General features: G+C 51.9%; 19 protein-coding genes and 1 pseudogene. 7 read left to right on the top strand and 13 right to left on the bottom strand.

Annotation, left to right across the window (positions count from 1 at the left end):
- Nucleotides 1-12: 12 nt before the first annotated feature.
- The 3 genes from ACUTSU_RS03045 to ACUTSU_RS03035 all read right to left on the bottom strand — a co-directional run bounded on the left by ACUTSU_RS03045 (nucleotide 13) and on the right by ACUTSU_RS03035 (nucleotide 2,415).
- The gene (locus ACUTSU_RS03045) at nucleotides 13-795 is read right to left on the bottom strand and encodes an ABC transporter ATP-binding protein (RefSeq protein WP_445650677.1); all 783 of its coding nucleotides are present in this window, start codon (nucleotides 793-795) and stop codon (nucleotides 13-15) included.
- Nucleotides 796-808: 13 nt separating this feature from the next.
- Nucleotides 809-1,618 carry an ATP-binding cassette domain-containing protein gene (locus tag ACUTSU_RS03040; protein ID WP_445650678.1) on the bottom strand — a complete coding sequence of 270 codons (810 nt, stop codon included), beginning with the start codon at nucleotides 1,616-1,618 and terminating at the stop codon, nucleotides 809-811.
- A gap of 314 nt (nucleotides 1,619-1,932) precedes the next feature.
- Nucleotides 1,933-2,415 carry a hypothetical protein gene (locus tag ACUTSU_RS03035; RefSeq protein ID WP_445653749.1) on the bottom strand — a complete coding sequence of 161 codons (483 nt, stop codon included), beginning with the start codon at nucleotides 2,413-2,415 and terminating at the stop codon, nucleotides 1,933-1,935.
- Nucleotides 2,416-2,586: 171 nt separating this feature from the next.
- Here ACUTSU_RS03035 and ACUTSU_RS03030 point away from each other — a divergent pair, with 171 nt between their 5' ends.
- Nucleotides 2,587-2,880 carry a hypothetical protein gene (locus ACUTSU_RS03030; protein WP_445653748.1) on the top strand — a complete coding sequence of 98 codons (294 nt, stop codon included), beginning with the start codon at nucleotides 2,587-2,589 and terminating at the stop codon, nucleotides 2,878-2,880.
- Nucleotides 2,881-3,187: 307 nt separating this feature from the next.
- Nucleotides 3,188-5,305, top strand: a complete 2,118-nt coding sequence (locus ACUTSU_RS03025; protein WP_445653747.1) for a TonB-dependent siderophore receptor — start codon at nucleotides 3,188-3,190, stop codon at nucleotides 5,303-5,305.
- Between the two features lie 52 nt (nucleotides 5,306-5,357).
- Here ACUTSU_RS03025 and ACUTSU_RS03020 read toward each other — a convergent pair whose 3' ends face one another.
- The gene (locus ACUTSU_RS03020) at nucleotides 5,358-5,534 is read right to left on the bottom strand and encodes a GhoT/OrtT family toxin (protein ID WP_012145459.1); all 177 of its coding nucleotides are present in this window, start codon (nucleotides 5,532-5,534) and stop codon (nucleotides 5,358-5,360) included.
- A gap of 222 nt (nucleotides 5,535-5,756) precedes the next feature.
- Here ACUTSU_RS03020 and ACUTSU_RS03015 point away from each other — a divergent pair, with 222 nt between their 5' ends.
- Entirely contained in the window at nucleotides 5,757-5,915 is a 159-nt protein-coding gene (locus tag ACUTSU_RS03015) for a YqaE/Pmp3 family membrane protein (protein WP_006322621.1), read from the top strand.
- Between the two features lie 859 nt (nucleotides 5,916-6,774).
- Nucleotides 6,775-6,864: pseudogene (locus ACUTSU_RS03010) on the top strand (anti-sigma factor); the annotation flags it as partial.
- Between the two features lie 12 nt (nucleotides 6,865-6,876).
- Here ACUTSU_RS03010 and ACUTSU_RS03005 read toward each other — a convergent pair.
- The 3 genes from ACUTSU_RS03005 to yeaG all read right to left on the bottom strand — a co-directional run bounded on the left by ACUTSU_RS03005 (nucleotide 6,877) and on the right by yeaG (nucleotide 11,549).
- Entirely contained in the window at nucleotides 6,877-7,449 is a 573-nt protein-coding gene (locus tag ACUTSU_RS03005; protein WP_445653746.1) for a type 1 glutamine amidotransferase family protein, read from the bottom strand.
- A gap of 832 nt (nucleotides 7,450-8,281) precedes the next feature.
- Nucleotides 8,282-9,550, bottom strand: a complete 1,269-nt coding sequence (locus ACUTSU_RS03000) for a YeaH/YhbH family protein (RefSeq protein WP_261093650.1) — start codon at nucleotides 9,548-9,550, stop codon at nucleotides 8,282-8,284.
- Nucleotides 9,551-9,614: 64 nt separating this feature from the next.
- Nucleotides 9,615-11,549 (bottom strand): protein kinase YeaG, encoded by a 1,935-nt coding sequence (yeaG, locus tag ACUTSU_RS02995; protein WP_012145456.1) that lies wholly within the window; start codon nucleotides 11,547-11,549, stop codon nucleotides 9,615-9,617.
- Between the two features lie 429 nt (nucleotides 11,550-11,978).
- Here yeaG and ACUTSU_RS02990 point away from each other — a divergent pair, with 429 nt between their 5' ends.
- On the top strand, nucleotides 11,979-12,743 hold the full coding sequence (locus ACUTSU_RS02990; RefSeq protein ID WP_445650682.1) for a MipA/OmpV family protein: 765 nt from the start codon (nucleotides 11,979-11,981) through the stop codon (nucleotides 12,741-12,743).
- 275 nt (nucleotides 12,744-13,018) lie between these two features.
- On the opposite strand, the gene ACUTSU_RS02985 is transcribed toward ACUTSU_RS02990, so the two are convergent.
- Together ACUTSU_RS02985 and gapA are read right to left on the bottom strand one after the other, a co-directional pair.
- Nucleotides 13,019-13,894 carry a D-hexose-6-phosphate mutarotase gene (locus ACUTSU_RS02985; RefSeq protein ID WP_445653745.1) on the bottom strand — a complete coding sequence of 292 codons (876 nt, stop codon included), beginning with the start codon at nucleotides 13,892-13,894 and terminating at the stop codon, nucleotides 13,019-13,021.
- Nucleotides 13,895-13,974: 80 nt separating this feature from the next.
- Nucleotides 13,975-14,970, bottom strand: coding sequence for a glyceraldehyde-3-phosphate dehydrogenase (gene gapA, locus ACUTSU_RS02980; RefSeq protein WP_012145453.1), 996 nt, complete (start codon nucleotides 14,968-14,970; stop codon nucleotides 13,975-13,977).
- A gap of 348 nt (nucleotides 14,971-15,318) precedes the next feature.
- Between gapA and msrB the strand changes: the two genes are divergently transcribed.
- Together msrB and ACUTSU_RS02970 are read left to right on the top strand one after the other, a co-directional pair.
- Nucleotides 15,319-15,732: a peptide-methionine (R)-S-oxide reductase MsrB gene (gene msrB / locus ACUTSU_RS02975; RefSeq protein WP_445650684.1), complete on the top strand. Its 414-nt coding sequence runs from the start codon at nucleotides 15,319-15,321 to the stop codon at nucleotides 15,730-15,732.
- A gap of 64 nt (nucleotides 15,733-15,796) precedes the next feature.
- Nucleotides 15,797-16,069: a YeaC family protein gene (locus ACUTSU_RS02970; protein WP_012145451.1), complete on the top strand. Its 273-nt coding sequence runs from the start codon at nucleotides 15,797-15,799 to the stop codon at nucleotides 16,067-16,069.
- 37 nt (nucleotides 16,070-16,106) lie between these two features.
- On the opposite strand, the gene ACUTSU_RS02965 is transcribed toward ACUTSU_RS02970, so the two are convergent.
- From ACUTSU_RS02965 to sppA, 4 genes are all read right to left on the bottom strand, one after another.
- Nucleotides 16,107-17,387 carry a glycoside hydrolase family 18 protein gene (locus tag ACUTSU_RS02965; protein WP_445650685.1) on the bottom strand — a complete coding sequence of 427 codons (1,281 nt, stop codon included), beginning with the start codon at nucleotides 17,385-17,387 and terminating at the stop codon, nucleotides 16,107-16,109.
- A gap of 230 nt (nucleotides 17,388-17,617) precedes the next feature.
- Nucleotides 17,618-18,250, bottom strand: coding sequence for a bifunctional nicotinamidase/pyrazinamidase (gene pncA, locus ACUTSU_RS02960; RefSeq protein WP_445650686.1), 633 nt, complete (start codon nucleotides 18,248-18,250; stop codon nucleotides 17,618-17,620).
- A gap of 21 nt (nucleotides 18,251-18,271) precedes the next feature.
- Complete coding sequence (ansA, locus tag ACUTSU_RS02955) at nucleotides 18,272-19,288, bottom strand: asparaginase (RefSeq protein ID WP_445650687.1); 1,017 nt, start codon at nucleotides 19,286-19,288, stop codon at nucleotides 18,272-18,274.
- A gap of 93 nt (nucleotides 19,289-19,381) precedes the next feature.
- Nucleotides 19,382-21,238: a signal peptide peptidase SppA gene (sppA, locus tag ACUTSU_RS02950; RefSeq protein WP_445653744.1), complete on the bottom strand. Its 1,857-nt coding sequence runs from the start codon at nucleotides 21,236-21,238 to the stop codon at nucleotides 19,382-19,384.
- Nucleotides 21,239-21,270 lie beyond the last annotated feature (32 nt).

The raw sequence follows: 21,270 nt of genomic DNA, 5'->3' as shown, positions 1-21,270 counted from the left end.
GTCCTCAGAATGTCAGGGCTGATAAAGGGCGGGTAACGATGGAATTGCAGCCAGCAGTTTGCAGGTGGCGGTATGCCTCGGGCTGCGCAGTAGTTCATCGGTTGGGCGATCTTCCACGATGGCGCCGCAGGCCATCACCAACGTTCGTTGGCATAGGGCGGCGACCAGTGAAATATCATGAGAGACAAGCAACATGCCCATATTTTGTTGACCAGTAAGCTTGTCGAGCAGGCCGATGATCTGCTGACGCAGCGGCAGATCCAGACCGCTGACCGGTTCATCGGCGATTAAAAAACGGGGTTGTAACGCTATAGCACGCGCCAACGCCACCCGTTGTGCCTGCCCACCGGAGAGCTGGCCGGGGCGGGCGTGTAGCAGATGCTCATCCAATTCGACCTGCCGCAATGCCCGTTCAGCGGCAATGCTCAAATCCTGCCAGGGTGCCAGTTGACGCAGAGGAGCAATAATCAACTCGGCCACGGTGTGGCGCGGGTTAAGTGAAGCATGGGCATCTTGTGGTACGTATTGCACCAAACGTCGATACCAGCGCAACTGGCTCATGGGGGTTGGGCGGACGGCGTTGCCCTGGCACAGGATATGACCGGCATCTGCTGTATCCAATGCCAGCAACAGCCTGAGTAGCGTCGATTTCCCCGCGCCGGAGCAACCTACCAGCCCGACGCGCTCCCCAGGGTACAGATTCAGGTCGGTAGGTTTCAGTCCGTCAGATGGTGATGAATATCGGAGGCAGACTTGCTGCAGGCTGATGAAGGGCAGCGTTTCACTGATTGACATGCCATTCACTCCGTTAACCTGCCAGACTCAACGGCGATGTCTGTTTGAAGGTTGGACGCTGCGCTGTGGCAACCAACTGCCGGGTATAGGGGTGAGCAGGGTGATTCAATAATTGTGCGAACGATCCCTGCTCGACTATTTTGCCATCCACCATGACGATGGCACGCTGACACAGGTTGGCGGCAACGGTGAGATCGTGAGTAATAAACAGCAATGCCGGTGCGTGAGGACGTTCGGTGTAACCTTTCAGGATAGCGAGCAGTTGATGTTGGCTGACCATGTCCAACGCAGTGGTGGGCTCATCGGCGATTAGCAGGCTTTTCTCACCCACCAATGCCAGCGCTGCGCAGACTCGCTGGCATTGTCCGCCAGACAGTTGGCCCGGATAGCGTGACATGATGATCTCTGGTGGCAAGCCTAATGCCGCCAGCAACTCGGCAGCGCAGCGCTGTGCCGGTTGTTTTTTCATGTTGTTCTGACCGCGTAGTGCCAGGATTAACTGCTCGCCCACGCGGGTCAGGGGATTGAGGCTAGTAAAGGGATCCTGAAAGATGGCCGCCAGTGCAGGGCGTTTGTGCCGTTGCAAACGCCGGCCAGCGAGTTCTTGTCCTTGCAGCCTAATTGAGCCATTGACTGTCGCGTCAGTCGGCAGCGTTCCCAAAATGGCGGCGGCAGTGAGTGATTTACCTGAACCCGATGCACCCAACAGACACAGACGTTCGCCGGCATACAGCGTAAAATTCAAATCGTGAATTTTGACGTCTCCGTCAAGCGACAGCGTCAGGTGTTCTACGGTGAGTAACGGCGAGGTTTGGTTATCCATTGATGCATCTTTTGGGGTTTTCTTGTTATGTAATAACATAACACTTGTGAGCTCAAAATAACCAGCGGATTTAGGAAATACTTTGGAATAGTCTAAAGCGGGGTAAGCAAGGTATGATGCTGAGGGTTTTGTTGTCAGGTTGGTCTTATCGGTGAGAACGCTTATTTTTATTTTGTGTATGGCGGGTTATCTGCTGGTGTTGAGTTACCTTGGTGTTTTCGTCACGGATAAAATATGTGAGAAATCCAATAACTACACCAAGGTGTGCCACCTGGTCGATATTTCGGAGCCGTATATTCCAAAGTAATCGGCTGTCAGCTCAAATAATCAGCGGTGATAAGCGGCGTCAACAGCCCTGATAATGCCGCCAGCGTTGCCCACTGCCGCCACCCAAGGTGTGCCAGCCAATCCTGGCGCAGTGGCGGTGTCGCAAGCTGACCCACCGCAACAGTACCGGCCAGCAGCAGCGTCAGAAAAATGAATACCAACCCACGGCTCCATGCATTGAATTCGATGTGCAGCACATTGGCGTAGTACAGCCGCATTAGAATATAATAGACCAGCATCACCCAGGCGAAATGGGGGCGTTTTTTCAGCACCTGATAAAGTAGAAATGCGATGAAAATGCTGTGGCATACGGAGATCAGCGGCGCTTCAATTGGGCGCCTGACGCAACCGTTATAGACCGCCAGATAAATATTAAACACCAACTGGGCATAGATAGTATAGATATACCAGCCATAGATGATTTTGAGTTTTTTGGGGGTTGGCGGGGTTGGGCAATAATCCGTTATCATTGGAGCCTCCAGAGCTGGCTAGCGTTATACCACCTAAAAACTAAATGAAATTTAAACGCCAAACAGACTTTATTTTACCCCTGACCTGGAACTAAGCCGCATTCGCCAGGTTTGTTGAACACGGCAACATGCAAGGTGTTTTTATGTGGTTAATAATGGTAATTCATTGATATGAAAGATTATAAAAGCGATAACTCCGCAATATATCTGCTGATTATCACTCTGGGACTCTATTTTTTCCTGCCACCGGCGCTGGTCGCTTTCTTCTTTGATTGGTTAAACCTCAACCCCTTTAGCATTATTCGCTTCTGGCATTTTAATCCGTTTTCCGCCGATCGCGGTATCCCCCTCTATCAAACCTTTATATACATATTAACCTTATGGGTTATAGCGAATATCCTGCTGGTGCTTATTTTGCTGTTGGCTCGGCGTCTCTATGCCCGGTTAGTCAGAAGAACTTGTTGAGCACGGGCACCAGGTAGATCAAATTGCTTCCAGTTGGTATGCCAGCCAAATGCTGGCATTAGTTTGATGACCAACACCCGAAGTTTCCGCAATCAGCCCAGGGTTTCTGCCTACGGCCAGTTAGTTCGCCTGCTGAAAAAGTATCCTCATGCTTGTAATCCCTTATCGATAAAGATAATAATTATCATTAATATTTCCTTTCTTTACATACAGCACACCGATAGAACTTTTGCGCTTTTGTCAGCCAGCGCTGCTGATGGGGGGCGGGTCGGGGCTGACTTAATGATACTTTCCGGGGATTACCAATATGCAGATGATTTTTCCTGTCAAACGGTCGCGTGTTTTGTGTGCGCTCGCGATGTTCCTGCCGTTGACCTCGCTTGCCGAAGATACCCTGGTGGTTAGCGCCAGACCTGCGGATACCGCCGAGTCTGCGACTCAGGGTTACCAGGCGACCACCAGCCAAGGGGCGACCAAAACCGACCAGCCGCTGATCCTGACGGCGCAGTCTGTTTCCGTGGTGACACGCCAACAAATGAGCGACCAGAGTACCCAAACGGTTAATGATGCACTGAAATATACTCCGGGCGTTTTCACCAACTTCGCCGGCGGCGCGACACGCTATGACACCATTGCATTGCGCGGTTTCCACGGTGGGGATGTCAATAACACTTTTCTCGACGGTTTGCGCCTGTTAAGTGACGGTGGCAGCTATAATGCCTTGCAGGTTGATCCCTGGTTCCTGGAGCGTATTGACGTCATCAAGGGGCCTTCTTCCGTGATGTATGGGCAGAGCATTCCGGGCGGGCTGGTGGCCTTGACCTCCAAGCGCCCGCAGTTTGCTACACAGGGAAAGGTTAATCTTTCGGCGGGTAATAACAGCACCAAGGGCGCGGCTTTCGATGTGACCGGTCCTTTGTCGGAGCAGTGGGCTTATCGGCTGACCGGAATGACGCGCAGCAGCGATACCATGTATGACCATCAGCGCGAAGAACGCTATGCAATTTCGCCGTCATTGCTGTGGCAACCAGATGAAAATACCTCACTGTTACTGAAAGCTTACCTGCAAAAGGATCCCTCCGGCGGTTATCACAGTGCTGTACCGGCAGATGGCAGTCTCTATTCCCGCTCGGGTGACAAACTGGGGCGTGGATTTTTTGATGGTGAGAGCAGCCGTAACGTCTTCAAACGTTGGGAGCAGATTTACAGCTACGCCTTCTCACACAGTTTTAACGACGTTTGGTCATTCCGCCAGAATGCCAGCTATACCCATTCTAACGTTGAACTGCAGCAGGTTTATCAGATTGGTTGGGATCAGGATCACCAGTTACTGAACCGCTATTACAGTGGCTCGGCAACCTCACTGGACGCATTCGCCGTCGACAACCAACTGGAAGCCGATTTTGCTACCGGGCCGCTGGATCACCGAGTGATGCTGGGTCTGGATTACCAGCGTTTTCGTAATAACCTGTGGGATGAGTCTGCCGGCGCCTCTCAATTGAACCCTTATACCGGCGTGTCGGGTGGCGCGGGGTTGACCAACCTGACGCATACCGATTCCCGACGCCACTATGAACAGATGGGCGTTTATCTGCAGGATGAAATCAGCCTGCAGAACTGGTATCTGAATCTGTCTGGCCGTTTTGACCGTATGGAGGCCAAAAATGCGGGACTCAACACCGGCACCAGTGATGAACGTCGAGACGACAACTTTAGCGGCCGCGCCTCGTTGCTGTACCGCTTTGACAGCGGTTTCTCACCTTACGCCAGTTATAGCACGGCGGTGACGCCGGAAACGCTGTCCGATCAAAACGGCCATTTGCTGAAGCCGAGCACCAGCGAGCAGTACGAGGTGGGCCTGAAATATCAGCCGCCGGGCAGTTCATCAATCTACAGCATGGCACTGTATGACCTGACGCAGAATGACGTTGCCAACCGCGTGGTGCAGCAAAGTTATTATCTGCCTGCCGGAAAAGTACATTCTCAGGGGATTGAACTGGAGGCTCGCAGCAAGTTAACCGAACATCTCGATCTGATAGCGGGTTACACCTATAACAAGGTGAAGTTTAAAGATGCAATTGACGGCAACAACGGCAATACGCCGTATCTGGCGCCGGAGAAAATCGCTTCCCTGTGGGGCAAATACGCTACCTCCTACGGCGTGGATCTGGGGGCTGGGGTGCGTTATATCGGCAAGCAGTGGGCGGATAACGAAAATACGCTACGTATTCCTGCGGTGACGCTGGTGGATACTTCGATGCGAATGAATCTGGATCGGGTTAATCCATCGTTGAAAGGGGCTTATGTGCAGTTAAATGTAAGTAACCTGACCGACCGAAAATATGTCGCGGCTTGTTATGGCACCGGTTATTGCTATTGGGGGGCAGAACGCTCCGTGGTGGCGATAGTAGGGTACGATTTTTAAGGGAAGGCTCATGACTGCCCCGTTGGTTTTTGGCGGGGCGGTTTCTCAAGCGTTAGAATAAGGAGAACATCAACACTACCGGTAGGCTCAATGGCCAGGTCAGGCCAATGGTTAATGCACTGATAAAACGAATTTTAATGGTGTCCCGGCTGACCAGATAGGTAAAAATCATAGAAACTAACAGGCCAATTAAATAAAAGTATTGTGTTGCTACCCACAGCGACGACATGAAACCAATCCCAGTTGTATTTTTAAGCCTTAAATTTTAAGGGCTCAACCTCACATAATCAACGCTTATTAATTCTTTCTTTTATTAACGGTATATAACCACAGTATTTGTAGATATATACCAATTTACCGGTTTTATCAGATTGACTGGAGCGAGCGTGATTTGAAAATGTTAAGGATATGTAATATATTGGTGTCTTATAAAGCAAAATTAGGCGTTATTATGAGCTTTTGGAGAATCGTATTTACCATCATCTTGCCCCCTTTGGGTGTACTGCTGGATAAAGGGATCGGCGGGGCGTTTATCCTCAACATTATCCTGACTCTGCTCGGCTACTTCCCCGGTCTGATCCACGCATTCTGGATCCAGACCAAACAGTAATGGTTTACGGGCATATCGCCCAGGGAAGCGGTATGTTCAACCTAACGCTATCAACCCTGGTATGGGCACATGCCGGGGTTTTTATCTTTGAAGAGGCTAATGAATATTGAGGCCGTAGACAAACAACCATGAAAAAAGCATCGCCAGCAGGCCTGCGATACAAAGAATGGAGATCATTTCCTTCACTGAATAATTCCCTTTTGATTTCGTCGAAATTACTTCTCTTTGTTTTTACGTTGGATTTTAGATCGTAATAGGTAAAAATCCTAGTTTTAATGTGGTGGTGTTACTGATTCGTAGACTTATGTACACGGAAATCTGGCAGAGCAGCTGGGCCGAATGGAACGTCAGAAGGGATATGGCGGAGGGTTATATTCGTAGCTATTGCTGCTGTTGATGTGAACTATATGCAACGGAGCATATAAGGCGTTTTGGCTTGGTGCGGATGGCGCTGGAAGCATGGCTATGTTGACTATCGGGTCTGGCGTAACGGCTCCGCGTGGTTAAAGAGGGAATTTGTGATGAATGCAAAACCTACAGTAGTCCTGGTTCATGGATTTTGGGGTGGTGCCGCCCACTGGGCAAAGTCATTACCGAATTGTCGCATAAAGGATATCACTCGATTCATGCCGTAGAGATGCCGCTGACATCGCTGGCCAGCACCTTCGGCAATGAGATAACAGAACCGGCCTGGAAACACAAACCTTCCTGGTATCAAATTTCCAGCAATGACCGAATGATTGCACCGGAAAATCAACGATATATGTCGGAGCGGTTGAAAGCTAAGTTGGGGCTGATTGCGACCCAGCAGGCTACCAGATTGCCACTGGAGCAGATCCAGTTGTCCAGGGGGGGGACCATCGCTATTAGCCTGGAACCGGCTGGCGGCTCGCCAACCGGACAACCGACGGGACCGGTACTGTACAGTGGGCTGTTAGCCTCGTTGTAATGGCCTATAGCGTTAAACCGACTTACGATGTTCGGCAGCATGCATCGCCAGATAGGTTTTGAGATTATCGTCACTAATCCCCAGAGTCGATAAAATCTCGGCCATAAAGCTGACTGGAGCGCTACCGGGGGCGGTGATCACGCGCCGATCGGCCACGGCGTAAGGCACATCCTGATAGTTCGCAGCCCCACGATAATTAAGTTGCGACAGGTTTTCCGGCGAATTGGAAGTATGGCGGAGGTTATCTAGTACACCCGCTTGTGCCAATACGCGGGTTCCATCGCAAATACCGGCGACAACGATGTTTTTCTCATATGCCTGTGCAACCAGCTCGATGATATTGGGTGCTTGTTCTGTTTGCCATGCGGTGCCGCCACAAACGATCAGCAGGTCGATTTCATCCAGTTGGATGGACTCAATTGACAACTGCGGAGTCACCAGCATGCCGCTGGAAGAGGTAACCTGAAGCCCCTTGGGTGAGGCAAAACGGGCGTCGAAGTCATAATAACCACGGCCGGTGGAGTTGATCAGTGCGGTTTCCCAGTCGGAGAAATTCTCGGTAAGAATGGTGATAACTCGTGTCATTGGCGCGTATTTCCTTGTGCATTTGGTCATGGGCGTGGAGATTTTCTCCCGCAGGAATACCCAGTTTAAGGGTGAGCACTGCCAATTTCTGTCAGTAGAGTTTGCGACCGATCATTGTGTTCAATAGCACGGTTGATATCAAAAAAATCCCGCACAGCGGCGGGATTAAGGGATGATAGCGACAAACTGGATGTTGTTCTGATTATGCGGTGTTGTGTGTTTCCAGACCACGACAGTAGCGCACCTGAATTTCGACGACAAGACGAAAAACTGCAATAGCGCAGGTATCAGAATATCCTCATAAGAAACTGAAATTGTTTGTTAAATGGTTAACTCAATGGAAAGGGGCATAGCCTGATAGCGATTATTGAGCCACTTCCTTGTGGAGAGGCGTCCTAGCGTCGTTTCCGCTTGGTGTTGAAAGTAGTTCCCCTTTTTTGCCGCAAATACGTGACAAAGGAAAATACGACAACTGCGATCAAAACGACGATGATTGCAACGGGAAGTAATTCCATAGCACTCACCTGATATGGCAATTCGGCATCCCATTAAATAGGAATTTTCCTAATTCGCGCAATAAGCATTGCGTTAGGGAAGCGTAATTAGGAATTACCTTAGTTGTTGCCCCTCAGGTTCTCTTAAGGAGAAAAAAACCATTAAACGAACAGTAACTTACGGCTTTATCTGAGCGGCAGGGAAGGCTGGAGGGGGATTTAATTGAGAGCGGCGTTAGGTAAATCTGAGTTAAAACTTTCCAGTGGCAGTTTTGATCATCTTTATAAAAGAAAACGGCCGATTAGTCTGATTAACCGGCCGTGGGTAAAGATGTTATTTATGCTGTCTGCTTGTGAAAAAGCTCGCGGAACACCGGATAGATATCGTCCGGCTCGCGGATATGTTGCATGGCAAAATTTTCGAATTTCGCCTGCAGATCTTCATACTCACGCCACAGTGTTTGATGGGCACGGCGGGTGATTTCAATGTAGCTATAGTAACGCACCATCGGCAGCAGCTTCTTCGCCAGCAGTTCGTGACACAGCGGTGAGTCATCGGCCCAGTTGTCGCCATCCGACGCCTGTGCGGCGTAGATATTCCATTGTGCCGGGTCGTAACGCTCTTCAACCACTTCATTCATCAGTTTCAGCGCGCTGGAAACTATGGTGCCGCCAGTTTCCTGCGAGTAGAAGAACTCCTGTTCATCCACTTCCTTCGCCTGGGTATGGTGACGGATGTACACCACGTCGACGTTTTTATAGGTTCTGCTTAGGAACAGATAGAGCAGAATATAGAAACGTTTGGCCATGTCTTTGGTGGCCTGATCCATCGAGCCGGAAACGTCCATCAGGCAGAACATCACCGCCTGGCTGGAGGGTTCGGGCCGACGCTCATAGTTCTTGTAACGTAAGTCGAAGGTGTCGATAAAAGGCACGCTTTCGATTTTTTTGCGCAGCTCGGCAATTTCCTTCCGCAGCCGTTCCTCTTCCAGCAGTTGCACCGGTTCGGTGTTTTCCATCTGGGTGAGTTCGTCTTCCAACTCATGCAAGGCGCGCCGTTTACCGGCGGTCATGGCGGTTCGTCTCGCCAGTGAATTTTGCAGCGAACGTACTACGCTGATGTTAGCCGGCACGCCGTTGGCAGTGTAACCGGCTCTATGGGTCTTGTACTCGGTGAGCTGCTTGTACTGATTCTTTTTCAGGTTTGGCAGCGCCAGATCCTCAAACAGCAGGTCGAGATATTCGTCCTTGGAGATCTGGAAAACGAATTCGTCCTCGCCTTCGCCGTCCTGGCTGGCGTTACCCTGGCCGCCACCACCGCCGCCGCCGCCCTGTGGGCGTTCAACGCGGTCATTCTGGACAAAGTGGTCATTACCGGGATGAACGCGGTGGCGTGTGCCACCGCGACCCTGATGGAACATCGGTTCGTTGATATCGCCAGTAGGGATCGAGACTGACTCCCCGCTGTCTACGTCGGTGACCGAACGCTTGTTGATGGCTTCGGCAATCGACTGTTTGATTTGCGACTTGTAACGACGCAAGAAGCGCTGGCGGTTCACCATGCTCTTGTTTTTACCGTTCAGCCGTCGGTCAATAAAATAAGCCATACTTCCCCCAAACGACGCTGCCAACTTTCTACGCCATCTCCATGACGCTAATTCTCATTAGACGTTATGAAGACTTTCTGACCCGCAGATACCATTCACACAGCAAGCGAACTTGTTTGCGGGTGTAGCCTTTTTCCATCATGCGATCGACGAAGTCGTCGTGTTTCTTCTGCTCGTCCGTTGAGGTTTTAGCGTTAAACGAAATGACCGGCAGCAACTCTTCGGTGTTCGAGAACATTTTCTTCTCGATCACGGTACGCAGCTTCTCATAGCTGGTCCAGTTAGGGTTGCGGCCACTGTTATTAGCCCGCGCGCGCAGCACGAAGTTGACTATTTCGTTGCGGAAATCTTTCGGGTTGCTGATGCCGGCCGGCTTCTCGATTTTTTCCAGTTCGGCGTTCAGAGATTCGCGATCGAACAGTTGGCCGGTGTCTGGATCACGGTACTCTTGATCCTGGATCCAGAAATCTGCATAGGTCACGTAGCGGTCAAAAATGTTCTGCCCGTATTCTGAGTAAGATTCCAGATAAGCCGTCTGGATCTCTTTGCCGATAAACTCGGCGTATTTCGGGATCAGGTAGCCTTTCAGGTGTTCCAGATATTTCTCTGATTGATCCTGAGGGAACTGCTCACGTTCGATCTGCTGTTCCAGCACGTAGAACAGGTGTACCGGGTTAGCGGCGACCTCTGCGTGATCGAAGTTGAACACCCTTGAGAGAATTTTAAACGCGAAACGGGTAGACAGGCCGTTCATGCCTTCATCGACCCCGGCATAGTCACGGTATTCCTGATACGACTTGGCTTTGGGATCGGTGTCCTTCAGGCTTTCACCGTCATAAACGCGCATTTTCGAGTAAATGCTCGAGTTTTCCGGCTCTTTCATGCGAGAGAGCACGGTAAAGCGGGCCAGCGTTTCCAGAGTACCAGGGGCGCATGGCGCATGGGTCAGCTCACTGTGATCCAGCAGCTTGTCGTAGATTTTTATCTCTTCCGAAACCCGCAGGCAGTAAGGCACTTTGACAATGTAAACACGGTCGAGGAAAGCCTCGTTGTTTTTGTTGTTACGGAAAGTCACCCATTCTGATTCGTTGGAGTGAGCCAGGATAATGCCGCTGAACGGCAGAGCGGAAATCCCCTCTGTCCCGTTGTAGTTACCTTCCTGGGTGGCGGTCAGCAGAGGGTGCAGCACCTTGATTGGCGCTTTAAACATCTCTACGAACTCCATTATCCCCTGGTTGGCGCGGCACAGCGCACCGGAATAACCATAGGCGTCCGGATCGTTTTGCGCGTGATTCTCCAGCTTGCGGATATCGACCTTACCGACCAGCGCAGAGATATCCTGGTTGTTCTCATCGCCCGGTTCGGTTTTGGCGATGGCAATCTGTTCCAGAATAGAAGGGCGTACTTTGACTACTTTGAATTTGGTGATATCGCCGCCAAACTCATGCAGGCGTTTGGCCGCCCACGGCGACATGATAGTACCGAGGTAGCGATTCGGGATGTTATATTCTTTTTCCAGAATATTGGCATCTTCCTGCGGGTTGAACAGGCACAGCGGGTGGTCGTTAACCGGGCTGCGTTCACCGTTGGCGCTCAGGGTGTAAATCGGCACCAGCTGCATCAGCGCTTTCAGGCGTTCCGCCAGCGATGATTTCCCGCCGCCCACCGGGCCCAACAGGTAAAGGATTTGTTTCTTCTCTTCGAGGCCCTGCGCGGCATGTTTCAGGTAAGAGACTATCTGCTCGATAGCTTCCTCCATGCCGTAGAACTCTTCGAATGCCGGATAGCGTGCGATCACGCGGTTGGAGAACAGGCGAGACATGCGTGACTCAAGCGCAGTGTCGACCATTACTGGTTCACCGATAGCCATCAGCAGACGTTCGGCCGCATTGGCATATGCACTGCGATCTTGCCGGCAAATGGTAAGAAAGTCCTGCAGTGTGAACTCTTCGTCCTTGGCAGCTTCGTAGCGCTGGCGATAGTGGTCAAATATGTTCATGGCGATGCCCGTCCTTTCGTTATTAGCACAGGTTAAAGGGAGCTGGTGATAGTGTTTTGGCTCCCGAAAGAAGACGTTATCCCTGAGTACAGCAACTCGTATGCCAACTTGGTGCGCTTATTATCGCGAGTTGCGCTGTATTGCCACTGGCTCAGGATTTACTCATCTTCTGATTTAAGCTTAGTTTGCATACCAGAAAATTTCCTGTGTGGTAAAAAGCTTTTTTTAAGTCATATCAATGACTCAGTTATTACAGGGATAACCAAATGCCTTGTCTGGCGCGGCCTGCGGCAAAAAACGTCATGGTTCTGCCATGATTAATTCATATTTAGGTTCTAAGTTATTCGATCTTGGCCGTTTTCTATTGTAAAGATTCAGCGCGTCACGAAATTCTCACATAAACTAAGCACGCAATTAACTCTGTTATTTATGGAAAAAGAACCAGTGAAGATTTTTAAACTCAAAACGCTAGCAATTATCGCTTCCGCAATGGTTTGTGCGCAAAGTGCTCAGGCAGGAACTTGGTCACTCGGTGCTTCCGCGCTGGTTAGCCCGGATCCGTATCGTGGCTATCAGGAGCGCGTGTATCCGGTACCCGTCATTAACTATGAAGGTGACGACTTCTACTTCCGTACGTTGACCGCTGGTTATTACCTGTGGAAAGATCAGCAAAACCAACTGAGTCTGATGGGCTACTTTTCACCGCTGGGCTATCGTCCGGGTGACAGCGACGACGACCGTATGAAGCAGTTGAACAAGCGTCGCGGTACGCTGATGGCCGGTCTGGCCTATTCGCATTTTGCTGAGTGGGGCATTCTGCGTACCACCTTTACCGGTGATACGTTAGACTACAGCAACGGTATGGTGGGTGATTTCGCCTATCTGTACAAATTTGATCTGGGCGATATCACCCTGGTACCTGGTGCGGGTGTGACGTGGAGCAGCAAGAACCAGAACAAATACTACTATGGCATCAGCGAAAACGAGTCCCGCCGCAGCGGCCTGGACAGCTACACGCCGAGCGATAGCTGGGCACCTTATGTTGAGCTGAGTGCCAACTATAAGATTAACAAAGACTGGGACGCATTCTTCCTCGGGCGTTATATCAGCCTGTCCAGCGAAGTAAAAGACAGCCCAATGGTGGATAAATCTTACACCGGGGTGTTGATGACGGGTGTGAAATACACCTTCTAATCGAGGGTTGCACCAGTATCGGGCAATGTATGTATCATAAAGGGGCGCTAGCGCCCCTTTATGTTGCTGACAAAGCAGGAAAAAGCGTGGTTTTTCCTGCTTTGTGGTGAGCAGCCGAAAATCAATGAATTGATTTTCCTGATTTTTATTTATCGGCCTCTACTCGCTCTGGGCAGGAATGAGGTTTGTCATCAGTCTGAAGGGGCGCTAGCGCCCCTTTTGCACATCTGTAGTGCGCAGTTACTGGGCGGCGATGTTTGCCGCCCTTAACGGGATCAGGCGTTGTTACGAATACGGAAGGTCACGGCCAGTCGAGCCGGCTGTTCACCGGCTGCCACCAGGGGCTTACTTACGCGACCGGTTTCCACACAAACCATGGTTTTATAACCGTCATTCGGCATATCCGCCATGCTGCAAGAAAGCTCCACGCCGGGGTTCCAGGCAATAACGTCACTCATATGATGGTGATGAACCTCAATGGTGCGCTTTAATGATGCATCCTTGATCAGGCTGAAGGCGTCCGGTTGGGTATAAACCCGGTCGGTCTGACCGACGAAGGTCACGTCACCCACCTGACGAGCCTGTGCGCCGGCGGCCACTTTATCAATGTAAGGTTCGCCGAGGCCCGCTACCTTGACCTGCGCAATATCACCAATCTGGAAGTAAGTGTGCAGGGCTGCGGTCGCTTGATAGTCACCGTGGGATTCCAGCTCGATTTCACATTCCTCACCCAGTTTGAAACGGGCGATCAGCGTGAAGGCATGTGGCCACAGGCTGCGGGTCTGCTCGTTGTCTTTCAGCGTGAAGGTCAGAATAACGCCGTTGTCGTCTTCATCATGCGCCGTCAGAGTCCACGGCTGATTGCGTGCGAAACCGTGAGAAGGTTTTGCCACTGGGCCAAACCAGGGCCAGCAGACAGGCACGCCGCCACGGATGGCATTGCCTTTTTTAAACGGTGTATTGTTGCTCAGCCAAATAACCGGTTTTTCACCGCTAGGTTGCCAGGCCAACAGATGCGCACCTTGAAGTGAGATAGCTGCGCGTACTTTCGGATGGGAAACCACTACGACAGGCAGTTCGTCGAGCTTGCGCTGACTGATAAAAGGGGAAATTTGTTCGGTAACGGGTAGGGTGAAAATCTTTTCGTTCATCGGGTTGCCTTTTGTACGCCGTAGAAACAAAAAAAGGGCGACAAAAATGTCACCCTCATCATCAGCTTAACATCAATCCATTATTTGGAGATGTGAGCGATCAGATCCAGAACCTTGTTGGAATAGCCAGTTTCGTTGTCGTACCAAGAAACCAGTTTCACGAAGGTGTCGCTCAGAGCGATACCGGCTTTGGCATCGAATACGGAAGTCAGAGTTTCGCCGTTGAAATCGGTAGAAACTACTTCGTCTTCGGTGTAGCCCAGAACGCCTTTCAGCTCGCCTTCAGAAGCCGCTTTGATAGCAGCACAGATTTCTTTGTAAGAAGCTGGTTTTGCCAGGCGAGCAGTCAGGTCAACCACAGACACGTTCGGAGTTGGAACGCGGAACGCCATACCGGTCAGTTTGCCGTTCAGTTCTGGGATAACTTTACCTACTGCTTTCGCAGCACCGGTAGAAGAAGGGATGATGTTCTGGGATGCGCCGCGGCCGCCGCGCCAGTCTTTGTGAGACGGGCCATCAACAGTTTTCTGAGTTGCGGTAGTTGCATGCACAGTGGTCATCAGAGCTTCAACGATACCGAACTTGTCGTTGATAACTTTAGCCAGTGGTGCCAAGCAGTTGGTAGTACAAGAAGCGTTAGAAACGATTTCCTGACCAGCGTAAGATTTGTGGTTAACACCCATAACGAACATTGGGGTGTCGTCTTTGGATGGGCCAGTCAGAACAACTTTCTTAGCGCCTGCAGCAATGTGTTTACGTGCAGTTTCGTCAGTCAGGAACAAGCCAGTTGCTTCAGCAACGACGTCAACGTTGACTTCGTTCCACTTCAGGTTAGCCGGATCTCTTTCTGAGGTACAACGGATGGTTTTACCGTTAACAACCAGGTGGCCGTCTTTAACTTCTACAGTGCCGTTGAAGCGGCCGTGAGTAGAGTCATATTTCAGCATGTAAGCCATGTACTCTGCGTCTAACAAGTCGTTGATTGCAACGATTTCGATGTCAGAACGTTCTTGAGCAGCACGAAAAACAATGCGACCGATACGGCCAAAACCGTTGATACCTACTTTGATAGTCATATATTCCACCAGCTATTTGTTAGTGAATAAAAGGTTGCCTGTAAAATTACAAAAACCTTACCAAGCGTCAAGCGGAATCGTGTCAATTCTTGCTGCAAATCAAACCTGGAAGCCGGGTTTGAGTGCTTATTGCACATTCCGTTTGCGTTCGGCCTCATCCGTTATATGGGGTCAAACCGCTAAGTATAAAGTCAGCCCGTGCAAGATATGTGATCGGCATCACATATCATCGTGGCGTGACCTTTATGGGCTACAGTTTAGGCCAAAAAGCGCTGCAGTGTTGTTAATTTTTTGTTATTATTACTCATTGTTTTCGTTGACATTATCCACATTCAGAGAAACGCACAAATGGCTAAAAAGACACCCCCTGAGCATCCGGCCACGGAACTGAATGAAATCCAACGTTATGTGACTCAGGAACGTGGTACCGAAGCGCCGTATTCCGGCAAATTGCTGCACAACAAACGTGAGGGCGTGTACCATTGCCTGTGCTGCAACCATCCGCTGTTTTACTCCGACAGCAAGTATGACTCCGGTTGCGGCTGGCCAAGTTTCTATCAGCCGGTTTCCGACGATGCTATTCGTTATCTTGATGATAATACGCATAATATGCATCGCGTTGAGATCCGCTGTGGGCATTGCGACGCCCACCTGGGGCATGTCTTCCCCGATGGGCCACAGCCTACCGGCGAGCGTTTTTGCGTTAACTCCGCGTCGCTGAGCTTTACCGACGGTGAGAATGGCGAAAAAACGGCCGGCTGACGGATTATTCAGTGAGAAAAATCGATTCAGCTAATTATTCTTCCACGAGTGAGGAGATGCTCTGATGGACGTAAAAGATCTGATTGCCGCCATGACGCCGGAAATCTATCAGCGACTGGTACTGGCCGTTGAGTTGGGCAAGTGGCCGGACGGTGTGGCGCTGACGCCGGAGCAGAAAGAAAACAGTCTGCAAGCGGTGATGCTGTGGCAGTCATTACACAACGCTGACCCGCAGCACATGAGTATTGGCACTGACGGGCAGATAGTGATGAAGAGTAAGCAGGAGCTGAAACAGCAGTTCATTGCTGAACCGCTGGTCAAGTTAAAGCCACAGTAAATTTGACAGCTGGGCGATGCTCGCATCGCCCGTTGAATTACCGTTTCGCGCCGTTAATCCCCAGTGATTCCGCCAGTTGATGCGCCAGGCGGTTATTGTCGTCAGCGCCATATTCCCAGAACATCGCACCGCCCAATCCCTTGCTTTTGATGTAGTCAGCCTTGAGTTCAACCGAACGCGGGTTCTCGTAGGAAATAGCGAACAGCGGTTTGCCCTCGGCGGATTTCATAGTCAGGTAGGGCACCTGGGCGTCATTGTCCCAATGGGCGGTGAAACGCTGTTGTGGATCGTTTAGCAGCTTGCTGACGATATCGTTGTATTTGAAATAGCTGTCCTTGGTCAGATCCAACCCCATAGCCTTGAACACGGCCGTTTCGCGTGCGGTGAAGTAGGGCTGGGAGACCGGGTTTTTGGCCGCGTCCGCTTTGTCCCAATCGATGCCCGGCTCGGTCGCCCGTTTTGGCACCCGGCCATAGAAACCAATCCCCAGGTTCAACTGAGCCGGCTTTAACCCGGCGGCCAGATAGTTATCCACCACAAAATTGGCGCTGTAACGATCGGCAGCGGCGACGGTTGGCCACTGTTTGGAGTCATACAGATTGGAGTTGAAGTATTGGGTGCCGTACGCCATGTCGTAAGTCATCAGGTTGATGTAGTCGAGGTAGGGCGCAATGCCTTTAACATCAACCCATTCCTGCGGGCTTTTCACGTTGGCCCCGACGGCGATGGTCAGCAACTTGCCTTTATCCAGCGCTTTATGCAGTTCCGCCAGCAACAGCGTGAAGTTGGCACGATCCGCCGGTTGGCTTTCAACCAGCCCCCAGGCACCGTTAACCGGGTATTCCCAGTCGAGATCGATGCCGTCCAAATGATATTGCTTGATGACCTGCTGCACCGAGCGGATAAACACCGCCCGGCTTTCCGCTGTGGCGGCCGCGCCGGAGAACCCGCGCGCGCCCCAACCACCGACGGACAGCAATACTCTCAGCTCCGGGTTCTGTTTACGCAGTATCGGCAACAGTTGCAAATCTGCCTTCACCTTGGGTGACAGATAAATTTGGTGCAGGCGGGACGGATCTTTTAACGCCGGGTTGGTTTCCTGTTTCTCGTCGTTGTAGATAAGACCGAAAGAATAATTGAGGTGGGTAATTTGTGTGACGTCGAGCTTGTTGATATCGCCGCCAGGACCGGCGGTAACATCACCGCCGCCGTTGAAATAACCGACGGAAAGGTAAGAGGCGGCATGAGCCATGCCGGCACCAGCCATACCAAGCTGCACCGCTACCAGTAAAGGCAGCAGTTTACGTGTTAATACCATGTCATCTCCTTTGGTCGGCAAAGCCGACCGAAACCGCCTGAGGCGGTAACATAAAGCCGGGCTCAATGGGCCCCGGATGCGTATAACTTACTGATGCCAATGCATCAGCGGTCATAACAGCAAAAGTGCCGCACGCGAACAAGATGTAATCACAGGAGAATGGTTGGAATGTGAGCGATGTCGAGATTTGGGCCAGAGGAAGGAAAGGGCGCAAAAAGCGCCCAATGGCATCAGCGGTCGATGAATTGTGACAGGGTAACTAATTGTGCCCCGGCCTGTTGCATTACCCGAAGGGCTTCCTGACTGTCGCCAGGCTGCAAATTAACCCCGCGGCAGCCGTCGGTAATCACCGTAGTTTTGTAGCCAAGCTCCAGCGCATCCAGAACGCTGAATTTTACGCAGTAGTCGGTTGCTAACCCCATAATCGCCAGATGGCTAATGTTCTGCGCTTTCAGCCAGCTGTCTAACTCAGTGTGCGAGCGGTGACCGTTGTCGAAGAAGGCGCTGTAGCTGTCGATAGCCGTATTTTGCCCTTTACGGAACACTGCGATAATCTCCCGTTGGTGCAATTGCCGATGAAACTCAGCGCCCTGGCTTTCCTGTACGCAGTGCACCGGCCACCAAACCTGCGGCAACCCTTCCAGCTCACCCAGGGTGCCCACCGGCGCGTTGGCGTTTACCGCAAAGCTGCGGTGATTGGCGGGGTGCCAGTCCTGGCTGGCGACCACCGGTTCACCGCGTGCGTTGCAGGCCGCTATGGCCTGATTGGCAACGCTAATAACGGCATCACCTTCGGTCACCGCCAATGCGCCGCCGGGGCAAAAGTCGTTTTGCAAATCGATAAGCAACAGGGCTGTTTTCATTGCGACTCCGTGGTGTATGGGTTAACCGTTAATGCTTAACTCGCCGCGCAGATCCTGTTGCATCTGGCTGCGGATTTGTTCTGGCGTCAGAGGTTGGCTCAGCAGGTAATGCAGCTTGGTCAATGCGGCCTCGACCGTCATATCAAACCCACTGATGACGCCGGCATGGGCCAGCGCATTACCGGTGGCGTAGCCTTCCATATTGACACGCCCGGAGATGCACTGCGTCAGGTTTACCACCACAATGCCGCGTTCAGAGGCATCGCGCAATTCATCCACCAGCTCTGCTTTTTGCGGTGCGTTGCCTACGCCGTAAGAGCGCAGGATCAAGGCTTTCACCGGCTGCAGCAGGAAATTGCGCACTACCGCGCCGGAGATACCTGGGTAAATGGTCACCACACCGATCGGTTGCGGCGTAATGTCATGCACCTTGAGTTCGCCAGTGCAGACCGGGCTGTCGATGCCGTTCTGGCGGCGAATATGAATACCGGCCTCCAGCAACGGCGGCAGATTGGGTGAAGCAAAGGCGTCGAAACCGTCAGCATGCGCCTTGGTGGTACGGTTGCCGCGGAACAGTTTGTTATTGAAGAACAGGCTGACTTCATTCACTGGATGGTTGGCCGCCAGATATAGCGCGTTCAGCAGGTTGGTCTGGCCATCGGAGCGCAGTTCCGCCAGTGGGATCTGAGAACCGGTAACAATCACCGGCTTGGCCAGGTTTTCCAGCATGAACGAAAGCGCCGAGGCGGTGAACGCCATGGTGTCGGTACCGTGCAGGATCACGAAGCCGTCATAGCGGTCATAGTTCAGTTTGATATCGTCGGCGATATGCTGCCAGTCTTCCGGCGTCATGTCAGAGGAGTCGATCAGCGGCGCATATTCATGAATGGTGAAGTCCGGCATTTCCGGCCGGTGGAATTCCGGCATCAGGGCCAGTTGCCGTTGCAGGTGGCCAGAGACTGGAATATAGCCGTGCTCAGAACGCTGCATACCGATGGTCCCGCCAGTGTAGGCGACGTAAATCGATTTCTTTTTCATAGTGATTGTTTTAACAGAAATAAGATGGGCTGAATTATAGGGGGATAAACGCAGAAAAAAAGCCCGACGGGTGCCGGGCTGAGGATTAATTTGTTAGCGGACTTCTCCGCAGGTCAAACAGATGGCATAGCGGTTTTGCGGGTCGTTCAGGTTATTGAACAAACCTGGCTGCTCTTTGACCGCCATGGCCACTGATGCCAAGGGTGCAGGCAGCATCGACTGGATGGCTGCTGGCAGCATGGCGTGAATGGAAACGCCAAATTGGCTGAGCACCATGTCGGTCAGGCTTGGCGTATCGACAAACCAGTTAAGCTGCCACTGTTTCAATTGCGCCAGTTCGGCGGCTTTCTTCACCGCGTCGTCGAAGTCACCCAACTGATCGACCAGACCATTGGTCTTGGCGTCGCTGCCCAGCCATACGTGACCCTGAGCAATCTGATCAACCTGCTGCGGTGTCATTTTGCGCGACTTGGCGACCAGGTCGATAAAGTTTTGATAACCTTTCTCGATGTTCAACTGCATCATCTGCGAGAACTCAGGTGGCAGTGCCTTGGTGACCGCCAGATCCGCCAGCGGCGAGGTTGCCACACCGTCGGTATGTACGCCGATGCTGTCCAGCGTCTGCTCGTAGGTGTTAATCACCCCGAAGATGCCAATGGAACCGGTGAGGGTGCTTGGGCTGGCGATGATGTAATCCGCCGGTGTAGAGACCCAATAGCCGCCTGAGGCCGCCATGCTACCCATGGAAACCACCACAGGTTTGCCGGCGGCACGTACCGCGGCCAACTCGGAGCGGATCACTTCCGAGGCACTGACGCTGCCCCCTGGGCTGTTGACCCGGAAAATCACCGCCTTGATAGCCGGATCCAGTCGCGCCTGACGCAGTTCTGCGGCAGTGGTATCGCCGCCAACGGTGCCTGGTGTTTGCGGGCCGTCCATGATCGCGCCGTTAGCGAAGATCACGGCGATTTTACCGCCTTGACCCGTCGTCGGCTTCGGCTGGTAGTCGTAGATACTGGTAGCGTTGAAATCATTGGCCTGTTTGTCCCAACCGAAAGTCTTGATCAGTTGGTTTTCGATAACGGTGCGCGACGCTAGTTCATCGACCAGTTTGTTATCCAGCGCATACTTCGCCGTATCCCCCCCAGCAGCCTGCATACCGCTCAGCACGCCTGCGGCCCCTGGGAACAGCTGTTGCGCCGTGATCTGGCGGTTAGCCGCTATGGTATCCAGATAGTTCTGCCACAATCCGCCAATCCAGCGGCTGTCTGCCTCACGGGCGGCCGGTGACATATCGTCACGGATCAAGGGTTCCACGGCGGATTTATAGGTACCGACGCGGAAGATGTTGGTGGTGACCTTGAGTTTTTCCAACAAAGATTTGTAGTAAAGGTTGTTGGTGGCGAAACCGTGCAGGTCGACCGCACCCTGAGGTGACAGGTAAACCTTGTTGGCGTAGCTGGCCAGATAATATTGTGTCTGGTTATAGCTGTCGCCAATGGCAAAGATCGGTTTGCCACTGTCACGGAATTCACGCAGCGCCTTGCCGATGTACTGCAGCGAAGGCTGATCGGCACCGGCAAAGTCATTCAACTGCAATACCATGCCGGTAATGTTTTTGTCGTCTTTGGCTTTGCGGATGCTGTCAACCAAGTCAAACAGGGAGTTTTCCTGCAGGCGGTTGCTGGAAGCGCCCAACAGTTCACGACCCCATTGGCGAACCTTGTTGTTCATCGACGGTTGGTCAACCACCACGCCGCTCAGGTCAACCAGCAACGCACCGCGGGTAGGGACGGCAGGGGTGGTAGCACTCTGGAATGAAAGATAGATGCCAACCCCAACCAGGATCAACAACACCAGGAACAAATTGAGGATCAGTTCCCTGATAAAGTTCAGCAGACGCCATGTCCACCTGAAAACGCCGGCAATGATTTGCCACAATGTGCGCATGTGCTCTCCAGCAAGAGTCGAGAATGTTCCGC

This window comes from Serratia sp. NA_13 (assembly GCF_052691735.1).
This window is presented reverse-complemented; position numbering and strand designations above follow the sequence as displayed.

Coding starts and splice junctions, on each gene's coding strand:
- ACUTSU_RS03015 (WP_006322621.1), top strand. CDS start 5,757: ATGAGCTTTTGGAGAATCGTATTTACCATCATCTTGCCCCCTTTGGGT.
- ACUTSU_RS03005 (WP_445653746.1), bottom strand. CDS start 7,449: ATGACACGAGTTATCACCATTCTTACCGAGAATTTCTCCGACTGGGAA.
- ACUTSU_RS03045 (WP_445650677.1), bottom strand. CDS start 795: ATGTCAATCAGTGAAACGCTGCCCTTCATCAGCCTGCAGCAAGTCTGC.
- ACUTSU_RS03020 (WP_012145459.1), bottom strand. CDS start 5,534: ATGTCGTCGCTGTGGGTAGCAACACAATACTTTTATTTAATTGGCCTG.
- gapA (WP_012145453.1), bottom strand. CDS start 14,970: ATGACTATCAAAGTAGGTATCAACGGTTTTGGCCGTATCGGTCGCATT.
- ACUTSU_RS03025 (WP_445653747.1), top strand. CDS start 3,188: ATGCAGATGATTTTTCCTGTCAAACGGTCGCGTGTTTTGTGTGCGCTC.
- yeaG (WP_012145456.1), bottom strand. CDS start 11,549: ATGAACATATTTGACCACTATCGCCAGCGCTACGAAGCTGCCAAGGAC.
- ACUTSU_RS02970 (WP_012145451.1), top strand. CDS start 15,797: ATGGACGTAAAAGATCTGATTGCCGCCATGACGCCGGAAATCTATCAG.
- ACUTSU_RS03030 (WP_445653748.1), top strand. CDS start 2,587: ATGAAAGATTATAAAAGCGATAACTCCGCAATATATCTGCTGATTATC.
- msrB (WP_445650684.1), top strand. CDS start 15,319: ATGGCTAAAAAGACACCCCCTGAGCATCCGGCCACGGAACTGAATGAA.
- ACUTSU_RS03035 (WP_445653749.1), bottom strand. CDS start 2,415: ATGATAACGGATTATTGCCCAACCCCGCCAACCCCCAAAAAACTCAAA.
- ACUTSU_RS02965 (WP_445650685.1), bottom strand. CDS start 17,387: ATGGTATTAACACGTAAACTGCTGCCTTTACTGGTAGCGGTGCAGCTT.
- ACUTSU_RS02985 (WP_445653745.1), bottom strand. CDS start 13,894: ATGAACGAAAAGATTTTCACCCTACCCGTTACCGAACAAATTTCCCCT.
- sppA (WP_445653744.1), bottom strand. CDS start 21,238: ATGCGCACATTGTGGCAAATCATTGCCGGCGTTTTCAGGTGGACATGG.
- ACUTSU_RS03040 (WP_445650678.1), bottom strand. CDS start 1,618: ATGGATAACCAAACCTCGCCGTTACTCACCGTAGAACACCTGACGCTG.
- ACUTSU_RS02990 (WP_445650682.1), top strand. CDS start 11,979: ATGGAAAAAGAACCAGTGAAGATTTTTAAACTCAAAACGCTAGCAATT.
- ansA (WP_445650687.1), bottom strand. CDS start 19,288: ATGAAAAAGAAATCGATTTACGTCGCCTACACTGGCGGGACCATCGGT.
- pncA (WP_445650686.1), bottom strand. CDS start 18,250: ATGAAAACAGCCCTGTTGCTTATCGATTTGCAAAACGACTTTTGCCCC.
- ACUTSU_RS03000 (WP_261093650.1), bottom strand. CDS start 9,550: ATGGCTTATTTTATTGACCGACGGCTGAACGGTAAAAACAAGAGCATG.